The organism is Bacillus sp. ChL18, from assembly GCF_026241425.1.
Classification (GTDB): domain Bacteria; phylum Bacillota; class Bacilli; order Bacillales; family Bacillaceae; genus Bacillus; species Bacillus velezensis.
Genome location: NZ_JAPHWE010000002.1, coordinates 408,923 through 429,999 on the forward strand (window position 1 = coordinate 408,923; position 21,077 = coordinate 429,999).

Genomic DNA, 21,077 nt, shown 5'->3' on the forward strand with positions numbered 1-21,077 from the left:
ATAACATGAACACCACAGACCGGCAAATGACGTTCTCCGCTCTTTCCGTTCTTCTCTCATATCCGGAGGAAGAGTGGAGAGCCGGGCTTCCCGATTGGAAGGCTCTTATCCATGACATCACCAATCAGCAAATCCGTGAGAAATTGCTGCACTTTTTAGAGGCGGCAGCCGGCTTTTCTCCGCAAGCGCTGATTGAACACTATGTGTATACGTTCGATTTCGGAAAAAAAACGAATATGTATGTCACCTACTTTAACTCAGGCGAGCAGAGGGAACGCGGCATCGAATTGCTGCATTTAAAAAACACCTACCAGCAATCCGGTTTCCTGCCGACAGATAAAGAACTGCCAGATTACCTGCCGCTGATGCTGGAATTCGCCGCAGTTGCGGAGATTGAAGCGGCGAGAAGCGTGTTTGAAAAATACCTGTCCAATGTGAGAGAGCTTGCTTCCCGCCTCGAAAAAAATGACAGCATCTATGCTGAGCTGCTGCACGTGCTGCAGGCCGCGCTGGAAAACATCGGTGTACATGAAAGCACTGAAGAAGGGGCTGTTCAGGAATGAGCGGGCAGATCCTGTGGGGCGTTATGCCATACATTGTATTGACGATCTTTATCGGCGGGCATATTTACCGCTATCAGCATGACCAATTCGGCTGGACGGCGAAATCAAGCGAGCTGTTAGAAAAGAAAAAACTCGCCGCTGGCAGCACACTTTTTCATTGGGGACTGCTATGCGTTGTCGGCGGACATGTCATGGGAATTTTGATCCCGGAAGGCGTGTATGCTTCTCTTGGCATTTCCGAGCACATGTATCACAAAATAGCGATCGGCGCTGGCCTGCCGGCGGGGATTGCTGCATGTGCCGGACTTGTCATCCTGACGTACAGAAGGCTGTTTGACAAAAGAATCCGCAAAACCAGCTCGCCATCGGATATCCTGACGCTTATTCTGCTGCTGTTCATGATGCTGTCGGGCGTTGCGGCCACGTTCCTCAACATTGACTCGAAAGGATTTGATTACAGGGCAACAGTCGGGCCGTGGTTCAGGGAAATTATTTTGTTCCGCCCTGACGCTTCTTTGATGGAGAGTGTCCCGCTATGGTTTAAGTTTCATATCATCATAGGGTACGTCGTTTTTATCCTCTGGCCGTTTACAAGATTGGTTCACGTGTTCAGCCTGCCGCTCAAGTATTTGACCCGCAGCTATGTTGTCTATCGGAAACGCACGTAAAAATCCCCCCTGCAAGAGGGGGATTTTTTATGGTGAAAAAATAAAAACATAAGATATTTTCTGCCAAGGTAATGGCTGGGCGGCGGGGATTCCTGTTATGTTTTATTTGGAAATAACATCAACGAAAGGAGAGTGAAGAATGAAGCGGATTTTCCTCATTTTAGCCGCCTGTCTGATGACAAGCGCCGGCGTCCTGACACTCAGACATTCTCATGTATTAACCGGCGGAACAGCGGGACTGTCACTAAGCCTGTCATACTTGTTTCATTCCTCGTTTGCGATTATCTTCTTTCTGATTAATATCCCGTTTTATATATTTTCTCTCATCAGAATGGGAATCAAATTCACTCTATCCACCGTTTTTGCAGTCACAGTGCTGACTCTGTTTACCGGCGCGGATCACTGGCTGCCGCCGGTCTCTGTTTCACCGCTTGCCGGGGCGATTTGCGGCGGGGCGCTGATCGGGTTGGGCTTGTCGCTCATGTTTTATCATCAGGCATCGCTCGGCGGCGCCAATATCCTCGCTTTATTTCTGCAAAAGCGCTGCGGATGGAATCCGGGTGCCGTTAATTTCCTCTTCGATTTTGGCGTCGTGCTGGCCGGTATTTTTTCCATCGGATTGCTGAAAGGGCTCTTCTCCTTAGTGTCGATAGCAGTCACCGGTCTGATCATCGGCATCTTCAAAAATAAAATCAAAGGCAGCTGCTCGCTCAATCCGGCATTGCTTCAGAACATCACACCCGGCCAATCACAGGAAGCTTCATCATAAGCCTTTCCGCTCGTGCGGAGAGGCTTTTTTCATATGTTTACAGGCCGGAAAACAGAGGGTATACAGAGATATCGGATCAGATGGGAGAGAGTCGGGATGCTGAAAAGGAGACTGGAATTTTGCTTTTTATATATGATGCTTATCGGAGCATATGTCATATGGTTTTTTCCGGTTTCCAGGCTTGAGTTTTACGGAGGGGTGCTTTGCTATGCAAGCATTATTTTGTTCAGCATCTATTCGTTAATTCTTGAAAACCGCACTTCGCAGCACACGCTGTTATGGATTCATATTCTTGTGTTTTTTCCGATCGCCGGGTACTTATTTTACCTTTTTTCCGGCCAGCTTTATGAAAAAGGCAAGCTGTTCAGGTCGAAACGGACATACAACCGGGAAAAGCTGAGAACGATATTTGATATGGAACAAACTCCCGACCTGACCGGGCTGAAAGGAAATCAGAAGCGTTTCTTTCAATATTCAATCAGGGCGTCCCATATGAATATCAATACAAAAAGCAGGCTGAAGGTGCTCAAAAACGGGGACGAAACATTTCCGGAGCTGTTTGAGGCGCTCCGGGAGGCCGCGTCATTTATACATATTGAGTATTACATGTTCAAATCAGACATGCTCGGGCACAAGATGATGGACATTATGATGGAAAAGGCCCGTCAAGGCGTGGAAGTGCGGTTTTTGTTCGACGCGGCCGGCAGCCTGAAGCTGGCCGGAAAAGATATTAAAAAACTGAAACGCGCGAGCGTGAACATCGTCCCTTTTCTGCCGCTGAAATACGGTTTTTTCAACCAAAAATTCAATTTCAGAAATCACCGCAAGATCGTCATCGTTGACGGGAAAACCGGTTTTGTCGGCGGGCTGAATGTCGGCAAGGAGTATATCGGCAAAGACCAAAATGTCGGCTTTTGGCGGGACACCCATATGAAAGTCGAAGGAGAAATCGTTCAGACGCTCCACAGCATTTTTATGCTTGATTGGGAATACGTTTCGGATGAGGTGCTGATTGATCAGAAAGCATATACCCGCCCGGTTGCGGCAGAAAGCGGCGGCGTCTATCAAGTCGTTCCGACAGGGCCCGATATGAAGGAGCGGATGAGCGATCTGTATTATGCCATGATAGCGGCGGCCGAATCGTCTGTATGGATCGCGACGCCTTATTTTGTGCCGAATGAGCCGATCCGCACAGCGCTAAAGGAGGCTGCTGCCAGAGGCGTCCGGGTGTGTGTCATGGTGCCGGAAACCAATGACGGGTTTTTAACCCAGTACGCGACGAGATCGTATTTCCCCGAGCTTCTTCGCGAAGGAATCGAAGTCTATTCCTATCAAAAAGGCTTTATGCATCAAAAGGTGCTCATCACTGACGGAAACCTCGCCTCTGTCGGGACGGCGAACATGGACATGAGAAGCTTTCAGCTGAACTTTGAAGTCAATGTCTTTTTTACAGATCAAGAGGCGATCAAAGATCTTGAAGCGCATTATCTGGAGGATATGAAGGAGTCTGAAAAAATCAGCCCCGTCCGTTTCTATAAGCGCACATTATGGGAAAGAACGAAGGAATCCTTCGCACGGTTATTTTCCGGCGTTTTATAAAAAACGCTTTTAAAACTCCTTGTGTATAGTATAATTGAGAAATATTATCATTAAGAACGAGGCACAAGGAGGACGGAATCGTGCTGCGACAATTTTTTTCTTATTATAAACCGTACAAAAAGCTGTTTTTTCTCGACTTCTTTTCTGCCATCGCCGGCGGATTGATGGAGCTGAGTTTTCCTCTGATTGTCAATTACTTTATCGATACATTGCTCCCGGGGCGGGATTGGAGTCTGATTATTTTGACTTCCGCTGCTTTATTCGGAGTCTACGCCCTCAGCTCGGCGCTTCAGTATGTTGTGACGTATTGGGGCCATATGCTCGGCATTAACATTGAAACCGATATGCGGAAAAAGCTTTTCGACCATCTGCAAAAGCTTTCGTTCAAATTTTACGATAACAACAAAACGGGCAGTTTAATGTCCAAGCTCACCAATGATTTGATGTATATCGGAGAAACCGCCCACCACGGGCCTGAAGACCTGTTTATCGCGATTATGACGATTTTGGGCGCGTTCGGTGTGATGCTGTTTATTAACTGGCAGCTTGCGCTGTTGACTTTTATCATTATGCCGGTCGTCATTTGGCTTGCTTTGTATTTTAATAAAAAAATGACTTCTGCGTTTACAAAACTGAACAAAGACGTCGGGGACTTCAGCGCGAGGGTTGAAAACAATATCGGCGGCATCCGTCTTGTTCAGGCTTTCAGCAATGAAGCGTTTGAAACGCAGCGGTTTGACGTGAACAATCAGCGTTTCCGCAAAACAAAGCTGACGTCATATAAAATCATGGCGAAAAACGGCTCGATCAGTTACATGCTGACAAGATTCGTCACGCTGTTCGTCCTGTTGTGCGGGACATGGTTCGTGATCCGCGGATCGTTATCTTACGGGGAATTCGTCGCTTTTGTGCTGCTGACGAACGTTCTGTTCCGTCCGATTGATAAAATCAACGCGATTATTGAGATGTATCCGAGAGGCATTGCCGGTTTTAAAAGCTTTATAGAAATACTGGAAACGGAGCCTGATATCAAGGACGCCCCGAACGCGAGACATGTGTCCGGTTTAAAAGGGAATATCCGTTATGATCGTGTGTCATTCGGTTACGAAGAAAACAGTCCGGTTCTGTCGGGAATCAATTTGTCCATTCATGCCGGGGAGACAGTCGCATTCGTCGGGCCTTCGGGAGCGGGAAAATCAACGCTGACAAGTCTGCTGCCGCGCTTTTATGAGCCGTCTGAAGGCGTGATTTCCATTGACGGTATCGATATTAAGGACATGACGCTGTCATCTCTGCGCGGACAAATCGGCGTCGTCCAGCAGGATGTCTTTCTGTTTTCCGGCACATTGCGGGAAAACATTGCTTACGGGCGGCTCGACGCGTCTGAGGAAGAAATCTGGCAGGCCGTCCGCCAGGCGCATTTAGAGGACTTGGTAAACGGGTATCCCGACGGTTTAAACACGGTGATCGGCGAGCGCGGGGTGAAACTGTCAGGCGGGCAGAAGCAGCGGCTTTCCATCGCCAGAATGTTTTTGAAAAACCCGTCGATCTTAATTTTAGACGAGGCTACATCAGCCCTCGATACAGAAACGGAAGCCGCCATTCAAAAATCTCTGCAAGAGCTGTCTGAAGGACGCACAACGCTTGTGATCGCCCATCGGCTGGCTACGATTAAGGATGCGGACCGGATCGTCGTCGTCACGAAAGAAGGCATTGCTGAACAAGGTCATCATAAGGAACTGCTGGCATCCGGCGGCATGTACCAGAGACTCCATCAGGCCCAATTCGGCGAGCTGATACATCAATAAAAGAAAAAGGATAGACAAAAGGGGCCGGGCAGCCTCCTGTCTATCCTTTTTTTATGTAGTCCGTATTTAATGGGCTTCTTTTTGCGCAGGTTCGATGATATGTTTGAAACGGTCAACAAGCTGCACCGCTTTCTTTCCTTCCACTACAATTAAATATTCTTGTTCTTTATGGGCCATTCTGAACGTTTCCAGCTCAATGATATCTTTGATTTTGCACATCGTTTTTTTAGAGTAGATATACAGCTCGTGGCCTCCCGTGTGGCAAAGCTGATAAAGCTGAAGCATGTTTCGTAAAGTGAACTTCTTAGCGGCTATTTTCAAAGATGTAATGTTTTTCATATGTTTTCTCCTCCGTCTGATGGTCTGTTATTTCGGAAATTCCCCATATAAACGGGTGATAAACCTGGTTATGCCTTCCACCTCAGCACTCCGCCCGCCAGGCGTTTGACTCCGCGGATGGCGCTTAATTCTTCGACGATCCGGAGCAGCGCCCGGTCTTTCTCTTTTGCCTCAATCATAAAGTCGATGTCCGTATCCCATTGTCTGAACCGCTCCAGCACCGGCAGAATAAAATTCGCATCCACATAGTCCGCATGACTGCGTACGGCTGATTCCGATTTTGGCGAGGAGAGATGGACCTTCGGCTTTAAGCCGATCCGCTGCCATGTTTTGATCATCCGCGGAAGAATGTCATCTAAATCAGCGTCATCGGTCGGATTGGCGTAAAAATGGTGATAATCAAACACAAACGGAATGCCTTCTTGCTCACATATACTGAGTGTTTCCTCGGACGTATATGTTTTATCATCGTTTTCTAAAGTCATCCGCTGTTTGATGACATCGGGAAGTTCTTTCAGATTCACGCGGAATCGGCCAAGCGCGCTTTGTTTGTCACCGTAAGCGCCTCCGACATGGATGTTGATGACGGAACGGTCCGCGATGCCCATTGCGTCCAGCATGTCATAATGATAGGCCATATCCTTGACCGCATTTGCGGTAATCTCCTGTTTCGGGCTTGTAAAAAGCGTGAATTGGTTCGGATGAAAGCTCGTTCTGAGGTTATATTTTCTGACCAGCCCGCCGATCTCACGGAACTCCTGGCGAAACGGCGTAACAAAATCCCACAGCACGTCGGGGTGGGTGGCGAGCGGCACAATCGAGCTTGAGAACCTGTACAGCGGGATGCCGTGGCTGATCACATAGTGGATCGTGCGCAGCGTATTGGTGAGATTGGCTTTCGTCACAGAAAGCAGGGCGTCTTTCTGCTCACTGCGGGAAAGCTTGGTATAGCGCGCATATGTTAAGGTTTTTGCGGGGGACGCGTCCCAAAGGCACATGGCGTTTGCGACGAATCCGAATCTGAACAGCATATGGTTTCTCCTTTATAAAAAGTAAGATATGGCCTTTCCCAGCCATTCTGCAGGAAGCTGTCTGACGGAGCGCTGTTTCACTTTTTCTAATGTGAGAAGCTCGGATTTTTCGATGTCCTGCTTTATGGTTGAAAGCACTTCCTTTGTAAAGGCTTCATCATGAATGATGACATTCACCTCTTCATTCCAGAACAGGCTCCGTTTATCAAAATTCGGCGTGCCGATAATGCTGATGCGGTCATCTATAATGAAGGCTTTGACATGATAAAAGCCTTGATAATACCGATAGATGAGGCAGCCGGCCTTCAGAAGCTCGGGATAATAGGTAAAAGCTGTTTCCCGAACGAGCGGGTGGTCTGATTTCATCGGAACGATCAAGATGACTTTGACGCCTTTTCGGCAGGCTGAAATAAGCGCTTCCTGAAGCTTTTTGCTCGGTACATAATAAGGCGTGCCGATAATGATTTTTTTCTCCGCCTTACGGATGCAGTTTTCATAATGCGATTCAAGCGAAAAACCGTCAGATGCATATGTCCTATGAGAGATATTCCCTTCGGATAATGCCGGATAAACCCCGGGTGATCCGGGTGTTTTTCCGGTGTTTCGTTTCAGATCGCTTACAAAAAGAGTCTGAAGATCCGCCGTGCCTTCGCCGGTCATCCGCAGGTGATAATCCTCCCAGTTTCCGAACTTCGCTTTTTTGCCGAGGTACTCTTCAGCGATATTAAAACCGCCGACATAGCCGATTTTGCCGTCAATGACGGTCACTTTCCGGTGATTCCGTTTTTGCAGCCTGAAAAATAGAAACGGAAATGCCGGTTTATTTAGAAAATGAACGTGAACGCCGGCTTTTTTCATCGTTTGAATGGAAGGCTTTTTCACTTGGCGGCTGCCCGCCCAATCGAGCAGCAGATATACGGAGACGCCGGCCTGGGCCTTTTCCTTCAATAAATGAAACATCTCATGGCTGACTTGGTCGTTCTTCATAATAAAAAACATCATATGAATAGAAGAGACGGCTTGGCGGATATCAGCCGTCATCTGCCGCACAAGCTCGCTGCCGCAGTGAATGAGTGTAATATCACTCTTTTTCGGGTCAAAAACGGGCTCATACGCCTGTTTTTTGTACGCCGCCCGGCCAAGCAGCATATCAAGCAGCATAAGTGCGATCAATATGATAAAAATGACAAGCAACACAAAAATGACCTTCATACCGACGCTCCTTTCCGAAGTATTCGTAGTGTGCCCTGAGAATGTGAATTTAATTATTGACTGAACACTCATTCATTATTTATGATAAAGTAAAGATATGACAATGAAGAGGGGAATCAGAACAAAGGGGGAGACAAGATGAACGCATTTCTCATGGTAAACGCGCTGCTGTTTTCAGCTGTAACCGCTTACGCTGTTTATTTATTCGTTTACCTGATCAGAACGAGGATCGCTTATATTAAGCTCGGCCAAAGGGAAGAATTTGATAAACGCCTGAAAGAACGTCTTCAGAAGATATGGGTGAATGTGTTCGGACAGAAAAAATTGCTGAAAGATAAAAAGAGCGGCATCATCCACGTTCTGTTTTTTTACGGTTTTATACTCGTTCAGTTCGGCGCAATTGATTTTATTCTGAAAGGGCTGCTTCCTGACCGCCATCTGCCGTTCGGTCCGCTTTATCCGGCGTTTACCTTTTTTCAGGAAATCGTCACGTTTCTGATTTTAATCGCCGTAGTCTGGGCGTTTTACCGGCGCTACATTGAAAAACTCGTCAGACTGAAACGCGGGTTTAAAGCGGGGCTTGTCCTGCTGTTTATCGGCGGACTGATGGTGACGGTGCTTCTCGGGAACGCCATGAACCTTTTATGGCACGATCATTCTCTGTCTTGGACGGAACCGATCGCTTCCTCCATTGCGTTTGTGCTCGGCGGTCTTTCAGCGCCGGCGGCCGCCGGCGTGTTTTATGTTTCATGGTGGCTTCATCTGTTGTTTTTGCTCAGCTTTTTAGTGTACGTGCCGCAATCAAAGCATGCGCACTTAATTGCGGGTCCGGCGAATGTGTTCCTCAGCAGGCTGGATTCAAAAGGAAAGCTGGAAAAAATCGATTTCACCGATGAGACGAAAGAAAGCTACGGCGTCGGAAAGATTGAAGACTTCCGCCGCTCTCAGCTTGTCGACCTTTACGCCTGCGTCGAATGCGGCCGCTGTACAAATATGTGTCCGGCCTCCGGTACGGGCAAGATGCTCTCGCCGATGGACCTCATTTTAAAACTCAGAGACCATTTGACGGAAAAAGGCGCTGCCGTGACGTCAAAATCTCCGTGGGTGCCCGCGCCCGTTTTTCAGCACACGAAGGCGAATCAGCTCGCCGCGGCTTCCTCAGGGGGAGGATCGCGTGAAGCGGCGGCAGCCATTGATTACAACCCGAGCTTAATCGGCGAGGTCATCACGGAAGAGGAGATTTGGGCATGCACCACTTGCCGCAACTGTGAAGATCAATGTCCGGTCATGAATGAACACGTTGATAAAATTATCGATCTGCGCCGCTATCTTGTGCTTACGGAAGGGAAGATGGACAGCGACGCGCAGCGGGCCATGACAAGCATTGAAAGACAGGGAAACCCGTGGGGCTTAAACCGGAAAGAGCGGGAGAACTGGCGGGAGCAGGCCGATACAGAGATTCCGACAGTGAAAGAAATGAAAAAACAAGACAAAGAGTACGACTATTTGTTTTGGGTCGGCTCGATGGGTTCCTACGACAACAGGAGCCAAAAGATTGCCGTCTCATTTGCAAAGCTGCTTAATGAAGCGGGCGTATCCTTTGCGATTCTCGGCAATAAGGAAAAAAACTCAGGCGATACGCCGCGCCGTTTGGGCAACGAGTTTCTGTTCCAAGAGCTGGCGGAACACAACATCGGCGAATTTGAAAAACACGGGATCAAAAAAATCGTCACGATTGATCCGCACGCCTATAATATGTTCAAAAATGAATATCCTGATTTCGGATTCCGGGCCGAAGTCTATCATCATACTGAATTATTAGCCGAGCTTGTGTCACAGGGGAGACTAAAACCGCTTCACCCGGTGAATGAAACGATTACCTTCCATGACTCGTGCTATTTAGGAAGATACAATGAAGTGTATGAGCCGCCGAGAGCGATCTTAAAAGCCATTCCGGGCGTTCAATTGAAGGAAATGGAGCGCAGCCGCGAAAACGGGATGTGCTGCGGCGCCGGGGGAGGGCTCATGTGGATGGAAGAAGAAACGGGAGCGAGAATCAACACGGCCCGGACTGAGCAGGCGCTTTCTGTCAGTCCGACGGTCATCAGCTCCGGATGTCCTTACTGTCTGACCATGCTCGGTGACGGTACGAAAGCGAAAGAAGCCGAAGACGCGGTCGGCACTTATGATGTCAGTGAATTGCTCGCAATGTCTGTATTCGGCGCTGAAAAACAAGAGTCTTTATAGAAAGAAGCGGGCCGCCGGCGCATATGCCGGCGGCTTTGTTTTCGCACATCAGCTGATTTATGAAGGGACGGCTCTAAAATTTCTTAAATTACGCTGTTAAGGGTAGCATATTCTGTTTTAATTTGTTTATAATGAGAGGTATGGTTTATGAACAAAACAATACAAATTCGTTCTTATTATAGGATAGAAACAGATACATATAAGTAATAGAAAGGGAGTGTCCGACCTTGAGTATCAAACAATATTCTCAGGAACAGCTGAAGCAGATGGCTTTAGTTGAAATCGCTCACGAAATTTTCTCAGAACATAAAAAACCGGTTCCGTTCCAGGAGCTGCTGAATGAAATGATCTCCTTGCTCGGTGTTACGAAAGAGGAACTGGGCGACCGTATCGCCCAATTTTATACAGACCTGAACATTGACGGCCGCTTTATTGCTCTGTCAGACCAGACGTGGGGGCTTCGCAGCTGGTATCCGTACGATCAGCTGGACGAAGAAACACAGCCGACTGTAAAAGCGAAAAAGAAAAAAGCGAAAAAAGTCGTTGAGGAAGATCTCGACCTTGATGAATTCGAGGAAGTTGACGAAGATGACATCGATCTCGATGAAATAGAAGAAGATATTGACCTTGAAGCAGACAGCTTTGACGACGAAGATATCGATGAAGAAGATGACGACGAGCTTGAGATCGAAGACGAGATGATTGAAGAAGATGAGGAAGATGATGATGATGAGGAAGAGGATCGCAAAGACTGATTTTATATCAGCAAAACGATCTTGACTTTCATTGTCGAACTATGTAGTATGTATTTTGGGCTCTTCAAAAAGAAGAGAATTCATAAGAGTGCTACGCTCCCTTTCAAGAAATTGAAAGGGAGCTTTCTTATTTTCATCTCCCAAATTCTTTTACACATCATTTGTTTTTAGTGAAATGATTTTCTATAAAACGGCACATTTTAAGGAATGTAGCGCAGACCGAAGAGAGGAGCAAACGAAATGACGAAATATATTTTTGTAACCGGGGGAGTTGTATCATCACTCGGAAAAGGAATTGTGGCTGCGTCACTTGGCCGCCTTTTGAAAAACAGAGGCATGAGCGTCACTATCCAAAAATTTGACCCTTATATCAACGTTGACCCGGGAACGATGAGCCCGTACCAGCACGGTGAGGTATTCGTTACCGATGACGGCGCTGAGACTGACCTTGACCTAGGGCATTATGAGCGTTTCATTGACATTAATCTGAACAGATTCAGCAACGTGACGACCGGTAAAATCTATTCCGCCGTATTGAAAAAAGAGCGCCGCGGGGACTACCTCGGCGGAACGGTTCAGGTCATTCCGCATATCACAAATGAACTGAAAGACCGCGTGTACCGTGCAGGCAAAGAAACAAACGCAGATGTAGTCATTACTGAGATCGGCGGAACAGTGGGAGACATCGAATCCCTTCCGTTCCTTGAAGCCATCCGTCAAATGAAAAGCGACATCGGCCATGAAAACGTGATGTACATTCACTGTACGCTTGTTCCGTACATCAAAGCGGCGGGCGAGCTGAAAACAAAGCCGACGCAGCACAGCGTAAAAGAGCTGAGAAGCCTCGGTATTCAGCCTAATATCATCGTCGTGCGCACGGAAATGCCGATTTCTCAAGATATGAAAGATAAAATCGCGCTCTTCTGCGATATTGACACGAAAGCGGTCATCGAGTGCGAAGATGCGGACAACCTTTACTCCATCCCGCTTAACCTTCAGGAGCAGGGACTCGATAAGCTTGTCTGCGATCATATGAAATTAGAATGCAAAGACCCGGATATGACGGAATGGAAAGACCTTGTCACGAAAGTGAAAAACTTGTCTAAAACCATTACAATCAGCCTCGTCGGTAAATACGTCGAGCTTCAGGACGCTTACATTTCAGTCGTTGAATCACTGCGCCACGCCGGCTATGCGTTTGACGCTGATGTGAAGATCAAATGGATTAACGCCGAAGAAGTGACAGAAAGCAATATTCAAGAGCTGACTGGCGGCACAGACGGAATCATCGTGCCCGGCGGTTTCGGAGACCGCGGCGTAGAAGGGAAAATCATCGCCGCCAAGTATGCGCGTGAGAATAAAATTCCGTTCTTCGGCATCTGCCTCGGTATGCAGATTGCATCCATTGAATATGCGCGAAACGTATTAGGTCTGGAAGGGGCTCACTCTGCGGAGATCGATCCGTCCACTCCTTATCCGATCATCGACCTTCTGCCAGAACAAAAAGATGTCGAGGATCTTGGAGGAACGCTTCGTCTCGGACTGTACCCTTGTAAGCTTCAGGAAGACACGAAAGCCTTCGAAGCGTATGCGGATGAAGTGGTATACGAACGCCACCGCCACCGTTATGAATTCAACAACGAATACAGACAGCAAATGGAAGAGAACGGTTTTGTGTTCTCAGGAACAAGCCCTGACGGCCGTCTTGTGGAAATCATCGAGCTGAAAGACCATCCTTGGTATGTCGCTTGCCAGTTCCACCCTGAGTTCAAATCAAGACCGACAAGACCTCAGCCTTTATTCAAAGACTTTATCGGCGCTTCCGTACAAGCTGCAGAACAGAAGTAATAAAAAAAGACTTGCCTCCTTTAAAAGCGGCAAGTCTTTTTTCTGCATCAGGCATATTCCTGCATCATTTCCTTTAACGTAAAGGACAGTGCGTGATAGACATACAGGCCTGTCATTAATGAAGGAAAGCCGTATCTTGTCCCGTCTTCATCAGGCAGAAGCGGCATTTTTAATTTGCTGTCAATATGAACATCACAAAATGCCTCAATCCCGGTTTGATCTTTGATGACAGGAGATACGCCAACGAGGCCGATCCCTTTTTCATAAAGCTTTTGAGCCAGTGCCTGTTCTTCAGCCGTGCCCGGACCTGAACAAAACATCAGCACCCTGTCGCTTTCTGTAATCGAATCAGCTGTATCCGGAAACGCTTTGACGGAAGGCATCGGTTCTGAGCCGAGTTCCGCCTCGCACAAAATGCCCTGCATCTCATTTGCGCCGTATAAATAAATGGTATGACCGCTGACGGCTGCCTGCGCCAGCAGGCGCGCGCCGTCTTCTATTGCTTCGGATTCCTTATCCTGAATGCGGGAAAAAATGCCTGCAAGCTGCGTCGTAAATATCTTTAACATGAGTGAAACCTCCTTTACACATACAAGAACAGTATACAACAAAAGAGAAAATGCTCAGAAAATGTCGGAAAGTAGACTATTATAATTAAAGGAAATGTGAAAATCAAACAGAATACATAAACAACTGCTTCCTTTTGACGAAAATGATAATATTGGGGTGTAAAATGATGAATGAAAAGATTTTAATCGTAGATGACCAATACGGTATACGCATATTGCTCAATGAAGTGTTTCATAAAGAAGGGTACCAGACGTTTCAGGCCGCCAACGGCATACAGGCGCTGGACATCGTAACGAAAGAACGGCCCGATCTCGTGCTTTTAGATATGAAAATCCCCGGCATGGACGGAATCGAAATTCTCAAGCGCATGAAGATGATCGACGAATCCATCCGCGTCATTATCATGACCGCTTACGGAGAACTCGATATGATTAAGGAATCAAAAGAGCTCGGAGCGCTGACCCATTTTGCGAAACCTTTTGACATTGATGAGATCAGAGACGCGGTGAAAAAATATTTACCTCTAAAATCGAATTAATAAAATTAGAAACAATTATGTCATTGTGTTGCCGATTTGTCGAAAAGTTGGTATCCTAGAGATGGAGAAAAAGCGATCTGTTGTTTTACATATGACAGGTTTTTATGGTCATGCTATAGGTGGAAAGCTTTTTTCGAGAAGAAGCAAATCAGGCTACATAAGGAGGACTTTCGACATGCCTTTAGTTTCAATGACGGAAATGTTGAATACAGCTAAAGAAAAAGGATATGCTGTTGGACAATTTAACTTAAATAACCTTGAGTTCACTCAAGCTATTTTACAAGCAGCAGAAGAGGAAAAATCCCCGGTTATTCTTGGTGTTTCAGAAGGCGCGGGACGCTACATGGGCGGCTTCAAAACAGTGGTTGCCATGGTTAAAGCTCTTATGGAAGAATACAAAGTGACAGTTCCTGTCGCCATTCACTTAGACCACGGTTCAAGCTTTGAATCTTGTGCGAAAGCGATTCATGCAGGCTTCACTTCTGTAATGATCGACGCATCTCACCACCCGTTTGAGGAAAACGTAGCAACTACAGCTAAAGTGGTTGAGCTTGCTCATTTCCACGGCGTTTCAGTTGAAGCTGAGCTTGGAACTGTAGGCGGACAGGAAGATGACGTGATCGCTGAAGGCGTAATCTATGCTGACCCTAAAGAGTGTCAAGAACTTGTGGAGCGCACTGGCATCGACTGCCTTGCACCTGCACTGGGTTCTGTTCACGGCCCTTACAAAGGCGAACCGAACCTCGGTTTCAAAGAAATGGAAGATATCGGAAAATCAACCGGCCTTCCGTTAGTACTTCACGGCGGTACAGGAATTCCGACTGCCGACATTAAAAAATCAATCTCACTTGGTACGGCTAAAATCAACGTAAACACTGAAAACCAAATTTCTTCTGCAAAAGCTGTCCGCGAAACATTGGCAGCTAAGCCGAACGAATACGATCCTCGTAAATATCTTGGACCTGCTCGTGAAGCGATCAAAGAAACGGTTATCGGCAAAATGCGTGAGTTCGGTTCTTCAAACCAAGCTTAATCCAATGTAACATCCATAAACCGCCTGACAGCATTGACAGGCGGTTTTATGTCTTACCTTTAGAAAGCGCAATCATGTTTTACAGTTCTGAAAATTTATTACTGGGGAGGCTTTCCTTATGTTATTTTTCATTGATACAGCAAACATTGACGAGATTAAAGAAGCTTATGAACTTGGCGTTCTTGCCGGAGTTACGACAAACCCTAGTTTAGTGGCGAAAGAAGCTGACGTGTCTTTCCATGACAGACTTCGTGAGATTACGGAAGTCGTGAGCGGATCAGTAAGCGCGGAAGTCATTTCCCTGAATGCTGAAGAGATGATTGAAGAAGGTAAAGAACTTGCGAAAATCGCGCCGAATATCACGGTGAAAATCCCGATGACGTCTGAAGGGTTAAAAGCCGTAAAAGCGCTGAGCGACCTGAACATTAAAACAAATGTAACGCTCATCTTCAGTGCCAACCAGGCGCTTTTGGCGGCAAGAGCCGGAGCGACTTATGTATCTCCGTTCTTAGGCCGTCTGGATGACATCGGCCATAACGGTCTTGAACTGATTTCAGAAATCAGACAGATTTTTGACATTCATGATATTGATACACAAATCATCGCAGCTTCCATCCGTCATGCGCAGCACGTGACTGAAGCCGCTTTACGCGGTGCGCATATCGGTACGATGCCGCTTAAAGTCATTCACCAGCTGGCGAAACATCCGTTAACGGATAAAGGCATCGAGCAATTCTTGGCAGACTGGAATAAATAAGGGTGAAAAGGGCGGCAAACCGGTTGCATCCGTTTGCCGCACCCTTATGTTTTCCTGTTTGGAAGCGGGCCTTCAGTATCAAAGTGAAGAGTGTGTTTCCCCGGAATGTGAACCCGGCGGGCCTCTGTGCATCCTGTGTTAAAAATGCCCCGCAAAGCTTCGCTATTTTCTTCCTGTTATTTTATAATGTCCTTGTATTCTTTCTCTTCGAATTGGCTACATTTTGGACAAGAGCTTTATTTGCAGAGACAGAATAAAATGCCATTTTATTTACGCTCCGCAGCTATCTTCTTATGGAAGGAGACTATCATGGAAAAGTTGAATATTGCCGGCGGCGATCCGTTAAACGGAACCGTACATATCAGCGGTGCGAAAAACAGCGCCGTCGCATTGATACCCGCAACCATTCTGGCAAATTCCGAAGTAACGATCGAAGGGCTTCCGGAGATCTCAGATATTGAAACGCTGCGTGACCTGCTGAAAGAAATCGGCGGAAACGTCCATTTTGAAAAAGGAGAAATGGTCGTCGACCCTTCCCCGATGATCAGCATGCCGCTTCCCAACGGCAAAGTGAAAAAACTCCGCGCTTCCTATTACTTAATGGGCGCGATGCTGGGCCGCTTCAAACAGGCGGTCATCGGACTGCCGGGCGGATGCCATCTCGGGCCGCGGCCGATTGACCAGCACATCAAAGGATTTGAAGCGCTTGGGGCGGAAGTCACCAATGAACAAGGCGCGATTTATCTGCGCGCCGAAAGGCTGAGAGGCGCACGGATTTATTTAGATGTCGTCAGCGTCGGAGCGACGATCAATATCATGCTTGCCGCTGTACTGGCTGAAGGTAAAACCGTGATAGAAAACGCCGCCAAGGAACCTGAGATTATTGATGTTGCCACATTGCTCACCAGCATGGGCGCAAAGATCAAAGGCGCGGGAACCAATGTAATCAGAATCGACGGCGTAAAAGAGCTGCACGGATGCAGGCATACGATCATTCCGGACAGAATTGAGGCGGGCACCTTTATGATCGCCGGCGCCGCGATGGGGAAAGAAGTCATTATTGATAATGTCATACCGACTCACCTGGAGTCTTTAACGGCGAAGCTCAGGGAAATGGGTTTTCACATTGAGACGAGTGACGATCAGCTTCTTATGCTCGGCGGGCAGAAGCAGATAAAACCGGTCGACGTAAAGACGCTTGTTTACCCGGGATTCCCGACTGATCTTCAGCAGCCGATGACATCTCTGTTAACGAGAGCCAGCGGCACGAGCGTCGTAACCGACACCATCTACTCGGCCCGATTTAAACATATAGATGAGCTGAGACGGATGGGGGCCAACATGAAAGTGGAAGGCAGGTCGGCCATTATCACAGGTCCGGCCGAGCTTCAGGGCGCAAAAGTAAAGGCGAGCGATCTGCGTGCAGGCGCTTGTCTGGTCGTCGCCGGGCTCATGGCTGACGGCGTAACCGAAATTACCGGTCTCGAGCATTTAGACCGCGGCTACAGCAATCTTGAGAAAAAACTTGAAGGTCTGGGCGCCACAATCTGGCGGCAAAGACTGACGGACGAAGAGATAGAACAGCTCCAAAATTCATAGAAATGCGGACTTTTGAGAGGAGATCGTGTTGAAATGGAAAGAAGCTTATCGATGGAATTGGTTCGAGTCACTGAAGCGGCGGCTTTAGCATCTGCCAGATGGATGGGCCGCGGGAAAAAAGATGAAGCTGATGATGCGGCGACAAGCGCAATGCGTGACGTATTTGATACGGTGCCGATGAAAGGCACGGTCGTGATCGGGGAAGGCGAGATGGATGAAGCGCCGATGCTTTACATCGGCGAAAAGCTCGGAAACGGATACGGCCCGCGCGTCGATGTCGCCGTCGATCCTCTGGAAGGCACAAACATCGTAGCGAGCGGCGGCTGGAATGCGCTGACGGTGATCGCGGTCGCCGACCATGGAACACTGCTGAACGCCCCGGATATGTATATGGAAAAAATCGCGGTCGGTCCTGAAGCGGTAGGCTGCATCGATATTGAAGCGCCTGTCATTGATAACTTAAAAGCCGTTGCGAAAGCGAAAAACAAAGACATTGAAGATGTCGTGGCAACCATTTTAAATCGTGACAGACACGAAAAAATCATCTCTGAATTGCGTGAGGCGGGCGCCAGAATCAAACTGATCAACGACGGTGATGTCGCGGGCGCCATCAATACGGCCTTTGACCATACGGGAGTAGACATTCTCTTCGGTTCAGGCGGGGCTCCTGAAGGCGTGCTGTCTGCCGTTGCGTTAAAAGCGCTCGGCGGCGAAATCATCGGCAGGCTCCTGCCGCAAAGTGCGGAAGAGCAGGCCCGCTGTGAGCGAATGGGCCTTGATGTATCCAAAGTGCTCCGGATGGAGGACCTTGTGAGAGGGGATGACGCCATTTTTGCCGCAACGGGCGTCACGGACGGAGAGCTGCTGAAAGGCGTTCAGTTCAAAGGCTCCGTCGGCACGACTGAAAGTCTGGTCATCCGTGCGAAATCAGGAACGGTCCGATTCGTTGACGGAAGACACAGCCTGAAGAAAAAACCAAATCTTGTGATCCGGCCATAAATAGAGAAAAGCGGGACGGAAAGTCCCGCTTTTCTTTTGCAATAAAGAGTCAACCCTATCATTTATATGTCAAAGCATTATTTAAGTTGAATAATTTTTTGAAATGAGGTAAAAATAAAGAGTGCTGCGATTTTTCTGTGTCATTCCTTCTTTTGAGTACTGGGAAATTTTCAAATTCTACCGCATACAGACGATATAAATATTGATCTTCTCAAGTTTTTGTCCTCGCTTCCTTCAAAACTCATTAAGACATTCCTTTTTTAAAAAAGCGCCGATCATGGGTGGAAGTGTTACCGATAGAAGTTCCTTAACGTTTTATAAAAGAATGTGCTTTGGCGGAATCATGCGAAGCAGCCGATTTGAATGAAAACAGCAATACATTGACTATGAAAAGCGTGGTGTTTTTATGAAAGACGTATCTATTTCCTCTTTGGAAAATATGAAATTAAAAGAACTATATGAACTGGCAAGACATTATAAAATCTCCTACTACAGCAAACTGACTAAAAAAGAATTAATCTTTGCCATTCTGAAAGCCAACGCCGAGCAGGAGGATCTTCTGTTTATGGAAGGCGTGCTCGAAATCATCCAATCGGAAGGATTCGGCTTCCTCAGACCGATTAATTACTCGCCGAGCTCAGAAGACATCTACATTTCTGCTTCCCAGATCCGCCGCTTTGATTTAAGAAACGGTGACAAAGTATCCGGCAAGGTGCGGCCGCCGAAAGAAAACGAACGCTATTACGGACTTTTGCACGTTGAAGCGGTAAATGGAGATGATCCGGAATCTGCGAAAGAGCGCGTTCATTTTCCAGCGCTGACTCCGCTTTATCCGGACCGCCAAATGGTGCTTGAGACGAAACCGAATTATCTCTCAACAAGAATTCTCGATATGATGGCTCCCGTCGGTTTCGGCCAGCGCGGTCTGATCGTGGCGCCGCCGAAAGCCGGTAAAACCATGCTGTTGAAAGAAATCGCTAACAGCATTACGACAAATCAGCCTGACGCTGAATTGATCGTTCTCTTAATTGATGAAAGACCGGAAGAAGTAACGGATATTGAACGTTCCGTAGCGGGCGATGTCGTCAGCTCCACGTTCGATGAAGTGCCGGAAAATCACATTAAGGTAGCGGAGCTTGTGCTTGAACGGGCGATGCGTCTCGTTGAACACAAAAAAGACGTTATCATTCTGATGGACAGCATTACCCGCCTGGCACGGGCCTACAACCTCGTTATCCCGCCAAGCGGACGTACGCTTTCCGGCGGGATTGACCCGGCTGCGTTCCATCGTCCGAAGCGCTTTTTCGGTGCCGCGCGAAACATTGAAGAGGGCGGCAGTCTGACCATTTTGGCGACGGCGCTCGTAGACACGGGCTCCCGGATGGATGACGTCATCTATGAAGAGTTTAAAGGAACGGGCAACATGGAGCTTCACCTTGACCGTTCTCTTGCGGAAAGACGGATTTTCCCGGCGATCGATATCCGCCGCTCCGGCACACGGAAGGAAGAGCTGCTCGTGCCGAAAGAGCATCTTGACCGTCTATGGGCGATCCGCAAATCGATGTCTGATTCTCCGGACTTCGCAGAGAAGTTTATGAGAAAAATGAAAAAAACAAAAACGAATCAGGAATTCTTCGATTTGATCAACCAAGAATGGAAGCAGGCAAACCTTTCATCATCAGCCCGCCGCTGATAAAAAATGTATTTGCAAATGCAGTAAATGACTGATATAATTCTCTCATATGCGTTCCGGATTACTCCGGAATAATAACTCTGTTTCCACACGGGATTCAGGGCGGAAGGAGATGGATACAATGAAAGCAGGAATTCATCCTAATTTCAAAAAAGCAACAGTTAAATGCGCTTGCGGAAATGAATTTGAAACAGGCTCAGTAAAAGAAGAGGTACGCGTTGAGATTTGCTCTGAATGCCACCCATTCTACACTGGACGTCAAAAATTCGCTTCTGCTGATGGTCGTGTTGATCGCTTTAACAAAAAATACGGTCTTAAGTAATAATAGATTTTACAGGCAGGCAAGAATTGCTTCTTGCCTGTTTTTTATGTCCATAAACAGGAAAAAAAGGGGAGCGGATAGCCTATGTACATAATGAAGCAAAGCGGATGGCTTGAGCTGATATGCGGCAGCATGTTCTCTGGGAAATCAGAAGAGCTGATCCGCAGAGTGAAAAGAGCGACATATGCGAAGCAGGAGGTCAAGGTGTTCAAACCTGCTATTGATAATCGCTACAGTGAGGAGGCCGTCGTTTCTCACAACGGCACATCCATGACAAGCCACGTCATCTCGTCTTCGGCTGAAATATGGGATCATATCAGTGAAAGCACGGACGTCATCGCGGTAGATGAAGTGCAGTTTTTCGGCGAATCTATCATCGGCGACTTATCCTCGCTTGCGGATAAAGGCTATCGTGTCATCGCGGCCGGACTTGATATGGATTTCCGGGGAGAGCCTTTCGGCGTGGTGCCGAATCTGATGGCGGTTGCCGAATCGGTGACGAAGCTGCAGGCGGTCTGCTCCGTTTGCGGGTCGCCGGCAAGCCGTACGCAGCGGTTGATTGACGGGAAGCCCGCTTCCTATGATGATCCGGTCATTTTAGTCGGCGCGTCGGAGTCATACGAAGCGAGATGCAGGCATCATCACGAAGTGCCGAAAAAACAGACTGATAAATAACCCTTTTCATGAAAACATCGGTAAAAAATCCGGTGTTTTTTTGACGTTTTTT

Annotated in this window: 20 protein-coding genes and 1 pseudogene; 17 read left to right on the forward strand and 4 right to left on the reverse strand. The window is 47.6% G+C overall.

Annotation, left to right across the window (positions count from 1 at the left end; genetic code table 11):
• Window positions 1–5 precede the first annotated feature (5 nt).
• The 5 genes from narJ to OQ477_RS13065 all read left to right on the forward strand — a co-directional run bounded on the left by narJ (window position 6) and on the right by OQ477_RS13065 (window position 5,407).
• Complete coding sequence (gene narJ, locus OQ477_RS13045) at window positions 6–563, forward strand: nitrate reductase molybdenum cofactor assembly chaperone (RefSeq protein ID WP_265972716.1); 558 nt, start codon at window positions 6–8, stop codon at window positions 561–563.
• Window positions 560–1,231 carry a respiratory nitrate reductase subunit gamma gene (gene narI / locus OQ477_RS13050; protein WP_265972718.1) on the forward strand — a complete coding sequence of 224 codons (672 nt, stop codon included), beginning with the start codon at window positions 560–562 and terminating at the stop codon, window positions 1,229–1,231. The genes narJ and narI overlap by 4 nt, the downstream gene beginning before the upstream one ends.
• A gap of 139 nt (window positions 1,232–1,370) precedes the next feature.
• The gene (locus OQ477_RS13055; protein ID WP_265972719.1) at window positions 1,371–2,000 is read left to right on the forward strand and encodes a YitT family protein; all 630 of its coding nucleotides are present in this window, start codon (window positions 1,371–1,373) and stop codon (window positions 1,998–2,000) included.
• 96 nt (window positions 2,001–2,096) lie between these two features.
• Window positions 2,097–3,599 carry a cardiolipin synthase gene (gene cls, locus OQ477_RS13060; protein WP_265972720.1) on the forward strand — a complete coding sequence of 501 codons (1,503 nt, stop codon included), beginning with the start codon at window positions 2,097–2,099 and terminating at the stop codon, window positions 3,597–3,599.
• An 80-nt stretch (window positions 3,600–3,679) separates the two neighbouring features.
• Window positions 3,680–5,407 carry an ABC transporter ATP-binding protein gene (locus OQ477_RS13065; RefSeq protein WP_007614400.1) on the forward strand — a complete coding sequence of 576 codons (1,728 nt, stop codon included), beginning with the start codon at window positions 3,680–3,682 and terminating at the stop codon, window positions 5,405–5,407.
• A gap of 66 nt (window positions 5,408–5,473) precedes the next feature.
• On the opposite strand, the gene OQ477_RS13070 is transcribed toward OQ477_RS13065, so the two are convergent.
• From OQ477_RS13070 to cls (OQ477_RS13080), 3 genes are all read right to left on the reverse strand, one after another.
• Window positions 5,474–5,746: a hypothetical protein gene (locus OQ477_RS13070; protein WP_003151087.1), complete on the reverse strand. Its 273-nt coding sequence runs from the start codon at window positions 5,744–5,746 to the stop codon at window positions 5,474–5,476.
• 68 nt (window positions 5,747–5,814) lie between these two features.
• Window positions 5,815–6,777, reverse strand: coding sequence for a UV DNA damage repair endonuclease UvsE (gene uvsE / locus OQ477_RS13075; protein WP_265972721.1), 963 nt, complete (start codon window positions 6,775–6,777; stop codon window positions 5,815–5,817).
• A gap of 12 nt (window positions 6,778–6,789) precedes the next feature.
• Complete coding sequence (gene cls / locus OQ477_RS13080) at window positions 6,790–7,989, reverse strand: cardiolipin synthase (RefSeq protein WP_106079907.1); 1,200 nt, start codon at window positions 7,987–7,989, stop codon at window positions 6,790–6,792.
• Between the two features lie 138 nt (window positions 7,990–8,127).
• On the opposite strand from cls (OQ477_RS13080), the gene OQ477_RS13085 reads away from it, so the two are divergent.
• The 3 genes from OQ477_RS13085 (at window position 8,128) to pyrG (ending at window position 12,839) form a co-directional block, all read left to right on the forward strand.
• Window positions 8,128–10,236, forward strand: a complete 2,109-nt coding sequence (locus tag OQ477_RS13085) for a heterodisulfide reductase-related iron-sulfur binding cluster (RefSeq protein WP_265972725.1) — start codon at window positions 8,128–8,130, stop codon at window positions 10,234–10,236.
• Between the two features lie 227 nt (window positions 10,237–10,463).
• Window positions 10,464–10,991 (forward strand): DNA-directed RNA polymerase subunit delta, encoded by a 528-nt coding sequence (gene rpoE, locus OQ477_RS13090; protein ID WP_265972727.1) that lies wholly within the window; start codon window positions 10,464–10,466, stop codon window positions 10,989–10,991.
• A gap of 240 nt (window positions 10,992–11,231) precedes the next feature.
• Window positions 11,232–12,839 (forward strand): glutamine hydrolyzing CTP synthase, encoded by a 1,608-nt coding sequence (gene pyrG / locus OQ477_RS13095; protein ID WP_003151098.1) that lies wholly within the window; start codon window positions 11,232–11,234, stop codon window positions 12,837–12,839.
• 47 nt (window positions 12,840–12,886) lie between these two features.
• Here pyrG and OQ477_RS13100 read toward each other — a convergent pair whose 3' ends face one another.
• Complete coding sequence (locus tag OQ477_RS13100) at window positions 12,887–13,408, reverse strand: DUF2529 domain-containing protein (RefSeq protein ID WP_007614394.1); 522 nt, start codon at window positions 13,406–13,408, stop codon at window positions 12,887–12,889.
• A 164-nt stretch (window positions 13,409–13,572) separates the two neighbouring features.
• On the opposite strand from OQ477_RS13100, the gene spo0F reads away from it, so the two are divergent.
• The 9 genes and pseudogenes from spo0F (at window position 13,573) to OQ477_RS13145 (ending at window position 21,025) form a co-directional block, all read left to right on the forward strand.
• Window positions 13,573–13,947, forward strand: a complete 375-nt coding sequence (gene spo0F / locus OQ477_RS13105; protein ID WP_012118670.1) for a sporulation initiation phosphotransferase Spo0F — start codon at window positions 13,573–13,575, stop codon at window positions 13,945–13,947.
• A gap of 175 nt (window positions 13,948–14,122) precedes the next feature.
• On the forward strand, window positions 14,123–14,980 hold the full coding sequence (locus OQ477_RS13110) for a class II fructose-bisphosphate aldolase (RefSeq protein WP_003151102.1): 858 nt from the start codon (window positions 14,123–14,125) through the stop codon (window positions 14,978–14,980).
• A gap of 118 nt (window positions 14,981–15,098) precedes the next feature.
• Window positions 15,099–15,737 carry a fructose-6-phosphate aldolase gene (gene fsa / locus OQ477_RS13115; RefSeq protein WP_007407613.1) on the forward strand — a complete coding sequence of 213 codons (639 nt, stop codon included), beginning with the start codon at window positions 15,099–15,101 and terminating at the stop codon, window positions 15,735–15,737.
• A 309-nt stretch (window positions 15,738–16,046) separates the two neighbouring features.
• The gene (locus tag OQ477_RS13120) at window positions 16,047–17,336 is read left to right on the forward strand and encodes a UDP-N-acetylglucosamine 1-carboxyvinyltransferase (protein ID WP_007407612.1); all 1,290 of its coding nucleotides are present in this window, start codon (window positions 16,047–16,049) and stop codon (window positions 17,334–17,336) included.
• Window positions 17,337–17,369: 33 nt separating this feature from the next.
• Window positions 17,370–18,335, forward strand: a complete 966-nt coding sequence (gene glpX, locus OQ477_RS13125) for a class II fructose-bisphosphatase (protein ID WP_003151105.1) — start codon at window positions 17,370–17,372, stop codon at window positions 18,333–18,335.
• 201 nt (window positions 18,336–18,536) lie between these two features.
• Window positions 18,537–18,745 (forward strand): annotated as a pseudogene (locus OQ477_RS21070) (hypothetical protein).
• The gene (rho, locus tag OQ477_RS13135; protein WP_003151107.1) at window positions 18,742–20,028 is read left to right on the forward strand and encodes a transcription termination factor Rho; all 1,287 of its coding nucleotides are present in this window, start codon (window positions 18,742–18,744) and stop codon (window positions 20,026–20,028) included. The pseudogene OQ477_RS21070 and the gene rho overlap by 4 nt, the downstream one beginning before the upstream one ends.
• A 121-nt stretch (window positions 20,029–20,149) precedes the next feature.
• The gene (rpmE, locus tag OQ477_RS13140) at window positions 20,150–20,350 is read left to right on the forward strand and encodes a 50S ribosomal protein L31 (RefSeq protein WP_003151132.1); all 201 of its coding nucleotides are present in this window, start codon (window positions 20,150–20,152) and stop codon (window positions 20,348–20,350) included.
• Between the two features lie 84 nt (window positions 20,351–20,434).
• On the forward strand, window positions 20,435–21,025 hold the full coding sequence (locus OQ477_RS13145) for a thymidine kinase (protein WP_038464350.1): 591 nt from the start codon (window positions 20,435–20,437) through the stop codon (window positions 21,023–21,025).
• Window positions 21,026–21,077: the final 52 nt, after the last annotated feature.